Here is a 10,895-nt window from a genome sequence, read left to right as displayed (position 1 = left end):
AACGGAAGTCAATCGGAGTTCACCGGACGCTTACAAATGAGTGGTGAAAGCTATCGTTTGAAAGATAAACGATAGGTCGGCATGCTGCCGATTAATTCACAGAATTAATATCGTCTAGGGGGTCAAATTTAGATTGCCGATTATCCCGAAAAGGGGTCAATTTTAAATTGCCGTTGACAAGGCCAATATTTACTCATTTTAATCAAAGTTATTAACTAGCTTAACAGCTTCTTCTGATGTGATTTTCTTCTCCACTAGCTTATTTAAAACCTCAAGCGTTCTTTCAGTTGGTACTATACCTTCTAAGGCTAATGAGCCTATAGCTTGATCTAATATTTTTTTTCTTTCTTCAATAGAATCTGTGTATACTGCTTGATTGCCCACTTTAGACTCCGTAATTGAAAATAATATTATAACTAGTCCCTTACTGCTTTTTAAACATCATATTGACAAAGAAAAGATGTAATGATCCAGCATAATTTTCATAACCTTTCAATATCTTAAATGTTTAGTGTTTTCGTTCATAGATTAAGTTCATTAGGGATGTCGCTGTATCTGGATAATGTCGCTCATTTATTAAATCAATTTTAATTGAAGGAAATAACTCTTCAATGTCATTTTGAAGGCCACCTAAAGTAAATAAGCATGTTCCGACAGGATAGGTAATCATAATATCTAAATCACTGTCTTCCGTATCTTCACCTCGTGATACAGATCCAAATACTCTTGCCTTTTCTATTTCTGGATATTTAGCAAAGAGCTCCAGCAATTTGCTGTAGTTTTGTTTTAAAAGTTCGGATGGTTTCATAACAAAAGAAAAAACCCCATAAAATCAATGTCTTATGGGGCTTATGCAGTTCTATACAATCCTATGCAATATAGGCAATGGTAGGCGGTACCGGAGTCGAACCAGCGACCTCTACGATGTCAACGTAGCGCTCTAACCAACTGAGCTAACCGCCTATATTTGATAAGAAAATGATTATAGGGCGTACTTTTAATTTTGTCAAACTCACCCGCCGTTTTATTCAATATTTAAGGCCTGTTCACGTAATTGTTCTACATAGAGTTTCATCTCAATGACGGCGTTAGTATTGTCCAAGGATGCTGATTTGGATCCTATGGTGTTGATTTCCCTATTCATTTCCTGAAACAGGAAATCTAAACGTTTACCCAGGCTTTGCTTATTTATAGTGTTGTTTTTTGGAAGCGGTTTAGTCACTTCTTCTTGGTGAAGTTCAGCTGCGCTTGGGCCATCGTGTTTATTACTTAATAAAGAGCTTAATTCACTGGTATGTGATTTTAAGCGTGTGATTTCCTCGGCAATATCCACACGCATACCAAAGAGGGCGCTTTCTTGGGCGATGCGCATAGATAGCTCTTCGCCCGATATTTGCTCAAAACCATTAGGGGCAACGGCTTGCAGGGCTTCCGTTAGACGTTGTTGGATTTTTTCTTTTTGTGCCTGGATTAAATCATCTTGGCGCAGTTCAAGTTGAGTAACTAGGGTTAGGATCGCTTCGGCGTAGCCTGACATGGTATCAGCTAATCTAGCGCCTTCTCTTAAACGCATAGCCTTGAACTCCTTAATCGCTAAATGCACCGTGTCTAAACAACGCTCATAAATTAACTGCCAGCGTTGCGCTTCTTCATTTTGCTCAGCTTCCGAGCTTTGTGCTAGGGCTTGTGCTGTTTTGGCTAATTGCACAATCTCCGTAAAGCCTGGCGTCGGCATATCTGGAAAGTACTGCCGTACTTTTTCAATTTCTGTTAAGACCTGCGTCATGGCCTCCGCACTAAATTCAGCTTGCTCCTCAAAAAGCGCAGGTTTGAAGCTGATCTTTAATTCGGCTTTGCCACGCTGTAAATGTTGTGCAAGTACTTCTCGGAGCTGCTCTTCAAGTACTTTAAAATCTTCAGGCATGCGTAAGCTCAAGTCCAAATAACGGTTATTCACGCAACGCAACTCCACTGAAAGTGTGCCGTATTCAAACTCTGTTTTGACATTACTAAAAGCAGTCATGCTGGAAATCATTTTAAGTCCCTTAAAAGTGCGGTGCCAATGGTATAAAACTCACGATAAAGCCTTATAATATGGCATATCTGAATATTTGTAAAAATTTATCGAGGAAATTATGCCTAATACACCCTTTAGTATTGATATTCAACGGCCTTCCGGACGTGAAATTTCTGCCATGCGTCAGGTTAAAATTACTCGCAATTTTACGCCTTATGCTGAGGGTTCGGTACTGATTGAAGTAGGGCAGACAATCGTACTATGTAATGCCAGTGTGCTGGATAAGGTACCACCTTTTTTAAAAGGCAAAAATCAAGGTTGGGTGACTGCCGAGTATGGTATGTTGCCGCGTTCAACCCATAGCCGTTCTGAGCGAGAGGCGGCACGTGGTAAGCAGAGTGGTCGTACTCAAGAAATTCAGCGTTTAATCGGTCGCAGTCTACGTGCGGTGACAAATCTCTCTAAGCTCGGTGAACGTACGATTCATTTGGACTGTGATGTGATTCAAGCCGATGGTGGCACCCGTTGCGCTTCAATTACTGGTGCTTGGATTGCTTTGGCAGATGCTGTATCGAAGCTGCTGAGGGAAAAGCAAATTGATGAAAACCCCTTAAATGACCGTGTTGCTGCGGTTTCAGTAGGTATGTGGCAAGGGCACCCCATTCTGGATCTCAATTATGAAGAGGACGCTTCATGTGATGCTGATATGAATGTGGTGATGACAGGCAGTGGTCACTACGTGGAGATTCAGGGCACGGCTGAGGGACAGGTTTTTTCTAAAACTGAATTAGATGCCTTATTGAGCCTAGCAGGTAAGGGCATTGCCCAACTATTGCGCGTGCAGCAAAACGCTTGGCCCCAACTATAACCGATTAATCAGCAGCTTATGTCTTTACTTACTACCCTTGATGAGATTATTTTAGCTTCAAATAATCAGGGCAAACTCAAGGAGTTTGTTGCTTTATTTAATCAGTATGGGATTAGCATCAAAGCGCAGGGCGAGTTTCATGTCGCTGAGTGTGATGAGCCTTTTCATACATTTTTGGAAAATGCCCTAGCCAAAGCACGTCACGCCAGTAAAGAGACGGGTTTAGCAGCGATTGCCGATGATTCCGGCATCGTTGTGCCAGCGCTTAAAGGCTTTCCCGGTGTGATGTCAGCACGCTATGCGACCTTATTCGGCGAGCCCAAATCAGATGCCAATAATAACGCCTGTTTAATCCGTCAATTAAAAGCGCATAGTGACAAATCAGCGGCCTATATAGCGGTGCTTGTCTTTGTTCGACACGCTGACGATCCTGCCCCTTTAGTGGCGCAGTCCTGGTGGCATGGCGTGATTGTGAAGGAACCGCGTGGAGCCAATGGCTTTGGTTATGACCCGCATTTTTATTTGCCTGACTATGGTCTGACGGCTGCCGAGATGGAGCCTGCTCTTAAAAACAGTTTAAGCCATCGAGCCGCTGCTTTAAAAAAATTAATTGCAGAAATGGATGAAGCGCAGCAGTGAAGACCATTCCAATTCACCGCTCCACCACCGTAGCCAAGGTAGCCTCTCAGCCAGGGGATTCATTAGGTGGCGTACGACCACAGTTTGTAGAGGCATTGCCACCTTTGTCGCTCTATGTGCATGTGCCATGGTGTGTGCAAAAGTGTCCTTATTGTGATTTTAATTCACATGCCTTACAGGGTGGTATTCCAGAAGAGCAGTATTTAAAGGCCTTGGAAGCGGACTTAATACATCATTTGCCGCATATTTGGGGGCGCACCATACACACCGTCTTTATTGGTGGTGGTACGCCAAGCCTCCTTTCTGCAAAGGCCATGGACCATTTGCTAAGTATGTTAAGAAATCTCTTGAGCATTGGTCCCGCGATTGAAATTACGATGGAAGCTAATCCCGGTACGGTCGAAGCAACTAAATTTAAGGAGTTTGCCGCAGCCGGCATTAATCGCTTATCACTAGGAATTCAAAGTTTTAATAACGAGCATTTGCGCACGCTGGGACGTATTCATAGTGCTGAAGAGGCTATGACTGCGATTGAGATTGCACAGCGCTATTTTCCACGGATTAATCTGGATCTGATGTTTGCCTTACCTGCTCAGAGCTTGTCAGATCATGAACGCGATTTACAGCAAGCCTTAGCTTTTGGTACTGAACATTTATCACTCTATAATCTAACCCTCGAAGCAAATACGGTATTTGCTAAATATCCTCCTCCTAATCTGCCAGAGGAGGATTTGGTGGACGAGATGCTAGAGCAAAATATTGCCTTAACTTCAGCACAGGGCTTTGAGCACTATGAAGTATCTGCCTACGCCAAGGCAGGTGCCTATGCACGGCACAATGTGAATTATTGGCAGTTTGGTGATTATGTTGGTATCGGCCCCGGCGCCCACGGCAAAATCAGTTTCCCTGATCGTATTGTGCGGACGATGAATCAACGCTCACCACAAAACTGGATGGACAATGCAATTAAAGCAGATGGCTCGCATCAGGTGGAATGGCGTGAATTACATGCAGAAGACATTCCTTTTGAGTTTATGCTCAATGCCTTACGCCTAAGAGAGGGGGTGCCAGTAGGCTTATTTGAGGAGCATACCGGTCTCTCGTCTTTGCTGATGAAAAAGCCCTTGCAGCGTGCCATCGATAAGCAATTACTTGAAGACTCCGCTTTGGTATATAAAGCGACTGACTTAGGCTGGCGTTTTTTAAATGATTTGCAGGCGATATTTTTGGACTAAGTCGCATTAAAATTTGTTTACATTAAAATTCAGCAAATTGTAAAAAATCCCACACAAAACCGTTCATAATATAGTGTTAGCTATTAAATTTGTTGTTTCAGGAGAATTTCATGACAACCCCCACCCAGGTGCTTGAGCTTATTGGTCAACACGAAGTTAAATTTGTGGACTTACGCTATACCGACACCGTAGGTAAAGAGCATCATATGAGCATTCCGGCCAGACATTTAGACGAGGACTATTTCGAGTCGGGCTACGCCTTTGATGGCTCCTCTATACCCGGGTGGAAGGGGGTGGAGGCCTCCGATATGCTGTTAGTGCCGGATGCTAGCACGGCGCGTTTAGATCCTTTCCGCGAAGAAACCACCTTAATCATGAGCTGTGATGTGTTGGACCCGGTCGATCTTAAAGGTTATGAGCGTGCGCCTAGATCCGTTGCTAGACGTGCTGAAGCCTATTTAAAATCCACCGGTATTGGTGATGCGGCCTTTTTTGGGCCAGAGCCTGAGTTTTTTGTTTTTGACGGTATCACCTGGAATGCTGAGCCACAGCATTGCAGTTTTAAGGTGACTACCGATCAGGGTCCCTGGGTTAGCGATGATGAGATGAATGGCCGTAATAACGGCTTTAGACCACGACATTTAGGTGGTTATGCGCCAGTACCACCGACCGATGCCTTTGCAGATTTTAGGGCTGAGGCTTGTTTACTATTAGAGCAACAGGGCGTGCCAGTAGAAATTCATCACCCAGAGGTGGCGACCGCCCAATTAGAAATTGGTACTCGTTTTTCTACCTTGGTTGAGCGTGCGGATTGGAATCAGATTTTAAAATATACTGTCCATAGTTTGGCTCAAATCTACGGCAAGACAGCTACCTTTATGCCTAAGCCGCTTTTTGGAACCAATGGTTCTGGCATGCACGTGCATCAGTCTATTTGGAAGGATGGTCAGAATATCTTCTCGGGTAATGGCTATGCCGGTTTGTCGGATACAGCATTGTTTTATATTGGTGGCGTGATTAAGCATGCACGTGCTTTAAATGCGATCACTAATCCGGGCACTAATTCGTATAAGCGTTTGGTGCCGCATTTTGAAGCGCCCGTGAAGTTAGCCTATTCTGCGCGTAACCGCTCGGCTTCCATTCGTATCCCGTATGTGAGTAGCCCTAATGGACGACGTATTGAGGTGCGTTTCCCAGATCCGCTGGCAAATCCATATTTATGTTTTGCCGCTTTATTAATGGCGGGTTTAGACGGCATTCAAAATAGAATTCATCCCGGTGATCCAGCCGATAAAAACCTCTATGATTTACCCCCAGAAGAGGATGTCAAGGTGCCAACCGTGGCTTCTTCTTTGGAGCAGGCCTTAGAGGCTTTGGATGGCGATCGTGATTTCTTGTTGGCTGGTGGCGTCTTTACCGACGATCTGATTGATGCCTATATCGAGTTGAAGATGAAAGAGGTGGATAGATTACGTGTCACGCCGCATCCCATTGAGTTTGAAATGTATTATTAATTTCAATTAAGCATCATCGTAAAGGACGAGTTTTGAATCAAGGCTCGTCTTTTTAAGTATTTGTACAGTATAGTAGTACTGGTACTAGTATATCGATTTGACTTGTTACGCCTTTAAATAGTTGGGACAATTGTTTAAGAACGTTTTTTAGCATTTGGAGATAAGCATGGCTAAAACATTGTACGACAAGTTATGGGAAGAGCACGTAGTGCACCAACAGGAAGACGGTACCTGTATTTTGTATATTGACCGTCATTTATTGCATGAGGTTACCAGTCCGCAGGCGTTTGAGGGCTTGAAAATGGCTGGTCGTCAGCCATGGCGCATTAGTGCCAATTTGGCGGTAGAGGATCATAATGTGCCCACTGTGAATCGTGAGCAGGGGATTGAGGATCCGATTTCCAAGCTACAAGTCGATACCTTGCAAAAAAACTGCACCGAGTACAAAATCGTTCGTTACGGTATGGATGATATTCGCCAAGGGATTGTGCATGTGACGGGTCCAGAGCAGGGCGCAACCTTACCCGGTATGACGGTAGTTTGTGGCGACTCGCATACCAGTACCCATGGCGCCTTTGGCGCCTTGGCTTTTGGTATCGGTACCTCCGAGGTTGAGCATGTATTAGCGACGCAGACCTTATTAAAGAAAAAAGATAAAAACATGCTGATTAAGGTCGAGGGTAAACTACCTTTTGGCTGTAGTGCCAAAGATCTCGTGCTACATGTGATTGGTGTGATTGGTACTGCCGGTGGCACTGGTTATGCGATCGAATTCGGTGGCAGTGCTATTCGTGATTTATCGGTTGAGGGCCGTATGACCGTCTGTAATATGGCGATTGAGGCGGGTGCTCGTTCCGGTATGGTCGCAGTGGATGATAAAACCATTGAGTACTTTAAGGGACGTCCTTACGCGCCTAATGCAGAGCAATGGGAGCAGGCGGTCGCTTATTGGAAGACCTTAGTATCTGACGAGGGTGCACATTTTGATAAAGTTATTGAAATTGATGCCGCAGATATTCGGCCTCAGGTGACCTGGGGTACTTCACCGGAGATGGTCTTAAGTATTGAGGACAAGGTGCCTAATCCAGCCTCTGAACGTGATGCGGTTAAGCGCTCAGGTATTGAACGTGCTTTATCCTATATGGGCTTGCAGGCCGATATGCCGATAAATGAGATTAGGATTGATAAAGTCTTTATCGGCTCCTGTACTAACTCTCGTATTGAGGATTTGCGTGAGGCTGCTGCGATTGCCAAGGGCAGAAAGGTCGCCGCTAATGTGACTCAAGCGCTAGTGGTCCCCGGTTCAGGCCTAGTCAAACAACAGGCTGAGGCAGAGGGGCTGGATAAAATTTTCATAGAGGCAGGTTTTGAATGGCGAGAGCCGGGTTGTTCTATGTGTTTAGCGATGAATGCCGACCGCTTAGAGCCGGGTGAGCGTTGCGCCTCGACCTCTAATCGTAACTTTGAAGGGCGTCAGGGCATGGGCGGTCGTACCCATTTAGTCAGTCCGGCGATGGCTGCCGCGGCTGCGGTTAGTGGCCATTTTGTTGATGTTCGTCAATTAGGAGAGTAAGCATGGACGCATTTACTATTCATCAGGGCTTAGTTGCTCCCTTAGATCGCGCTAATGTTGATACGGATTTGATTATCCCAAAACAATTTTTAAAATCCATTAAACGCACGGGTTTTGGTCCTAATTTATTTGACGAATTGCGCTATTTAGATCATGGTGAGCCGGGTATGGACAATACGAAGCGTCCTTTAAATCCGGATTTTGTGTTAAATCAAGATCGTTATCAAGGTGCATCGATTTTATTAGCTCGGGAGAACTTTGGTTGCGGTTCTAGTCGTGAGCATGCACCTTGGGCTTTGATGCAATATGGTTTTAAAGCCATTATTGCCCCATCTTATGCGGATATTTTCTTTAATAACAGTTTTAAGAATGGCTTATTACCGATTATTTTAAGTGAAGCTGAGGTGGACAAACTGTTTGCAGAGGTTGAGGCTAATCCTGGCTATGAGCTGCGGATTGACTTGGAACAGCAGGAAGTTACAGCTCCTTCTGGTGATAGTTATCGTTTTGATATCGATAGTTTCAGAAAGTATTGCTTACTAAACGGCCTTGACGATATTGGTCTAACATTACGTGAAGCGGATAAAATTAAAGCCTATGAGGCTAAGCGCTTAGCTGAGAAACCATGGCTTGCCAACGTTGTGGCTTAATTTAAGACGACAATTATCAATCCACAGACCTTAAGGCATTTAAGGTCTGATTTTATAAAAAGATATCGATTATGACTTTTAAAGTAGCAGTTTTACCCGGTGACGGTATTGGTCCTGAAATTATGGCGCAGGCATTGCGTGTATTAAAAGCCTTAGATTTGGATCTGAGCTTTGAAGAGGCGCCCGTGGGCGGTGCCGCTTATGAGAGTGACGGTCATCCTTTACCCGAGCGCACTTTGGAATTAGCAAAAAATGCAGATGCGATTTTGTTTGGCGCTGTGGGTGATTGGAAGTATGACGCCTTGCCGCGTCATTTACGTCCTGAACAGGCAATTCTTGGATTACGTAAGGCCTTAGGACTTTTTGCTAATTTACGCCCGGCCATTTTATACCCTGAATTAGCAAACGCTTCTTCTCTAAAGCCGGAAGTGGTCGCAGGCTTAGATTTACTCATTGTACGCGAATTAACTGGTGATATTTATTTCGGTACGCCACGCGGTGTGCGTAAGGTAGAAGATGGTCCATTCCAAGGTGAGGACGAGGGTTTTGATACCATGCGTTATGCTGATAGCGAGGTCCGTCGTATTGCCAAAATTGCTTTTGAAGCGGCTAAAAAGCGTCGCGTTAAGTTACTCAGTGTCGATAAGGCCAATGTACTCGAAACCTCACAATTTTGGCGCAATATTATGATTGATGAGAGTCGTCATTATCCCGAGGTGGAGTTAAATCATATGTACGTGGATAATGCGGCGATGCAACTCGTGCGTGCACCTAAGGAATTGGATGTGGTTGTGACCGGTAATTTATTTGGCGATATTTTATCGGATGAAGCGGCGATGTTGACTGGCTCTATCGGTATGCTGCCTTCAGCCTCATTAAATGAAAAAAATCAGGGGCTTTATGAGCCAAGTCATGGCTCTGCACCAGATATTGCCGGCCAGGATATTGCTAACCCCTTGGCGCAAATACTCTCTGCTGCTATGATGTTACGCTACAGCTTTGATTTGGAAGCACCAGCACAGCGCATTGAGACTGCAGTGCGTCAGGTGTTGGCTGAGGGTTATCGCACGGCCGATATTTATGAAGCAGGTACTAACAAGGTCGGCACCAAAGCCATGGGTGATGCGGTATTAGCTGCGCTGCAGGGCTAAGCATTGTCAGTACAATTTAATCGTGACAATTAAAGCCGATTATCTACTCAGCTAGGGTGATAATGATATTATTTCAGATTAAGTATTTTTATAAGTGAGCAAATCTATGTCAAAAGCAGTTGGTCTTGTCGGTTGGCGAGGCATGGTGGGTTCGGTTCTCATGCAGCGCATGCGCGATGAGGGTGATTTTAAATTGATCGAACCGGTATTTTTCTCTACGAGCAATGTTGGTGGTGCCGCACCCGAATGGGCTGAAGGCGCAGCGCCTTTACAGGACGCCTATGATATCGACATGCTTAAGAAATTACCCATCATTGTAACTGCTCAAGGTGGCGATTACACCAATGAGGTGTACCCTAAGCTACGCGCAGCGGGCTGGGATGGCATTTGGATTGATGCGGCCAGCGCCTTACGCATGCACGATGACGCCGTGATTGTACTTGATCCAATTAACCGTGATTTAATTGATGCCTCGCTGAGCAAGGGGGTGCGTGATTTTATCGGTGGTAACTGCACTGTTAGCTGTATGTTAATGGGTGTTGGCGGTTTATTTAAAGCCGGTCTGGTTGAGTGGATGAGTAGTATGACTTATCAGGCAGCGTCTGGTGGTGGTGCACAGCATATGCGTGAGCTGTTGACGCAGTTTGGCATTATCGGCAACTCAGTTCAATCATTATTAGATGATCCTGCCTCGGCTATTTTAGACATTGATCGTCAGGTATTAGCTACGCAACGTGATGAGAGCCTACCACACAGTAACTTTGGCGTACCTTTAGGCGGTAGTTTAATTCCTTGGATCGATACTCAGTTGGACAATGGTCAATCACGTGAGGAGTGGAAGGCGCAGGCTGAGACCAATAAGGTGTTAGGTCGTAGCGGTGATGAGCTGATTCCGATCGACGGTTTATGCGTGCGTATCGGTGCCATGCGTTGTCATAGTCAGGCCTTAACCTTCAAGCTGAAAAAGGATGTGCCTTTAGATGAGATCAACGATATCATCAGTAGCAGTAGTGATTGGGCCAAATTAATTCCGAATGAACGCGAAGTGACGATGCGTGAATTAACACCGATTGCGGTAACGGGTACTTTAGATATCCCGGTGGGTCGTGTACGCAAGCTTAATATGGGTCCGGAGTATATCAGTGCCTTTACCATTGGCGATCAGTTACTTTGGGGGGCAGCAGAGCCTTTACGCCGTATGTTACGAATTGCCTTGGGTGAGCTGTAAATCCTAGCTGATTCAGTATT

At 44.9% G+C, this 10,895-nt stretch carries 11 protein-coding genes and 1 tRNA gene; 8 read left to right on the top strand and 4 right to left on the bottom strand.

Annotation, left to right across the window (positions count from 1 at the left end):
* Positions 1-198: 198 nt before the first annotated feature.
* From HMPREF3144_RS04695 to HMPREF3144_RS04680, 4 genes are all read right to left on the bottom strand, one after another.
* A complete protein-coding gene (locus tag HMPREF3144_RS04695) occupies positions 199-384 on the bottom strand; it encodes an antitoxin VbhA family protein (RefSeq protein ID WP_018026065.1) in 186 nt (61 codons plus the stop codon).
* A 124-nt stretch (positions 385-508) separates the two neighbouring features.
* Positions 509-808 carry a nucleotidyltransferase family protein gene (locus HMPREF3144_RS04690; protein WP_018026066.1) on the bottom strand — a complete coding sequence of 100 codons (300 nt, stop codon included), beginning with the start codon at positions 806-808 and terminating at the stop codon, positions 509-511.
* A gap of 78 nt (positions 809-886) precedes the next feature.
* Positions 887-963, bottom strand: a tRNA-Val gene (locus HMPREF3144_RS04685).
* A gap of 61 nt (positions 964-1,024) precedes the next feature.
* Entirely contained in the window at positions 1,025-2,023 is a 999-nt protein-coding gene (locus tag HMPREF3144_RS04680; RefSeq protein ID WP_246823893.1) for a YicC family protein, read from the bottom strand.
* Positions 2,024-2,135: 112 nt separating this feature from the next.
* On the opposite strand from HMPREF3144_RS04680, the gene rph reads away from it, so the two are divergent.
* The 8 genes from rph to asd all read left to right on the top strand — a co-directional run bounded on the left by rph (position 2,136) and on the right by asd (position 10,875).
* Complete coding sequence (rph, locus tag HMPREF3144_RS04675) at positions 2,136-2,885, top strand: ribonuclease PH (RefSeq protein WP_018026068.1); 750 nt, start codon at positions 2,136-2,138, stop codon at positions 2,883-2,885.
* A gap of 18 nt (positions 2,886-2,903) precedes the next feature.
* Positions 2,904-3,524, top strand: coding sequence for an RdgB/HAM1 family non-canonical purine NTP pyrophosphatase (gene rdgB / locus HMPREF3144_RS04670; RefSeq protein WP_070476687.1), 621 nt, complete (start codon positions 2,904-2,906; stop codon positions 3,522-3,524).
* Positions 3,521-4,759, top strand: coding sequence for a radical SAM family heme chaperone HemW (gene hemW / locus HMPREF3144_RS04665; protein ID WP_141742723.1), 1,239 nt, complete (start codon positions 3,521-3,523; stop codon positions 4,757-4,759). Before rdgB ends, hemW begins: the two co-directional genes overlap by 4 nt.
* Positions 4,760-4,869: 110 nt before the next feature.
* The gene (gene glnA / locus HMPREF3144_RS04660; RefSeq protein ID WP_070476685.1) at positions 4,870-6,273 is read left to right on the top strand and encodes a type I glutamate--ammonia ligase; all 1,404 of its coding nucleotides are present in this window, start codon (positions 4,870-4,872) and stop codon (positions 6,271-6,273) included.
* 166 nt (positions 6,274-6,439) lie between these two features.
* Positions 6,440-7,846 (top strand): 3-isopropylmalate dehydratase large subunit, encoded by a 1,407-nt coding sequence (leuC, locus tag HMPREF3144_RS04655; protein WP_070476683.1) that lies wholly within the window; start codon positions 6,440-6,442, stop codon positions 7,844-7,846.
* A 2-nt stretch (positions 7,847-7,848) separates the two neighbouring features.
* Positions 7,849-8,496 carry a 3-isopropylmalate dehydratase small subunit gene (leuD, locus tag HMPREF3144_RS04650; RefSeq protein WP_070476681.1) on the top strand — a complete coding sequence of 216 codons (648 nt, stop codon included), beginning with the start codon at positions 7,849-7,851 and terminating at the stop codon, positions 8,494-8,496.
* A gap of 71 nt (positions 8,497-8,567) precedes the next feature.
* Complete coding sequence (gene leuB / locus HMPREF3144_RS04645) at positions 8,568-9,647, top strand: 3-isopropylmalate dehydrogenase (protein WP_070476679.1); 1,080 nt, start codon at positions 8,568-8,570, stop codon at positions 9,645-9,647.
* A gap of 106 nt (positions 9,648-9,753) precedes the next feature.
* Positions 9,754-10,875, top strand: coding sequence for an aspartate-semialdehyde dehydrogenase (gene asd, locus HMPREF3144_RS04640; protein WP_070476677.1), 1,122 nt, complete (start codon positions 9,754-9,756; stop codon positions 10,873-10,875).
* Positions 10,876-10,895 lie beyond the last annotated feature (20 nt).

The organism is Oligella sp. HMSC05A10, assembly GCF_001808335.1.
Taxonomy (GTDB): Bacteria; Pseudomonadota; Gammaproteobacteria; order Burkholderiales; family Burkholderiaceae_B; genus Oligella; species Oligella urethralis.
Note: the sequence above shows the minus strand (reverse complement) of the source record. Positions and strands in the feature narration are given on the sequence as shown.

Coding starts and splice junctions, on each gene's coding strand:
- leuD (WP_070476681.1), top strand. CDS start 7,849: ATGGACGCATTTACTATTCATCAGGGCTTAGTTGCTCCCTTAGATCGC.
- rph (WP_018026068.1), top strand. CDS start 2,136: ATGCCTAATACACCCTTTAGTATTGATATTCAACGGCCTTCCGGACGT.
- HMPREF3144_RS04690 (WP_018026066.1), bottom strand. CDS start 808: ATGAAACCATCCGAACTTTTAAAACAAAACTACAGCAAATTGCTGGAG.
- glnA (WP_070476685.1), top strand. CDS start 4,870: ATGACAACCCCCACCCAGGTGCTTGAGCTTATTGGTCAACACGAAGTT.
- HMPREF3144_RS04680 (WP_246823893.1), bottom strand. CDS start 2,023: ATGACTGCTTTTAGTAATGTCAAAACAGAGTTTGAATACGGCACACTT.
- asd (WP_070476677.1), top strand. CDS start 9,754: ATGTCAAAAGCAGTTGGTCTTGTCGGTTGGCGAGGCATGGTGGGTTCG.
- leuB (WP_070476679.1), top strand. CDS start 8,568: ATGACTTTTAAAGTAGCAGTTTTACCCGGTGACGGTATTGGTCCTGAA.
- rdgB (WP_070476687.1), top strand. CDS start 2,904: ATGTCTTTACTTACTACCCTTGATGAGATTATTTTAGCTTCAAATAAT.
- leuC (WP_070476683.1), top strand. CDS start 6,440: ATGGCTAAAACATTGTACGACAAGTTATGGGAAGAGCACGTAGTGCAC.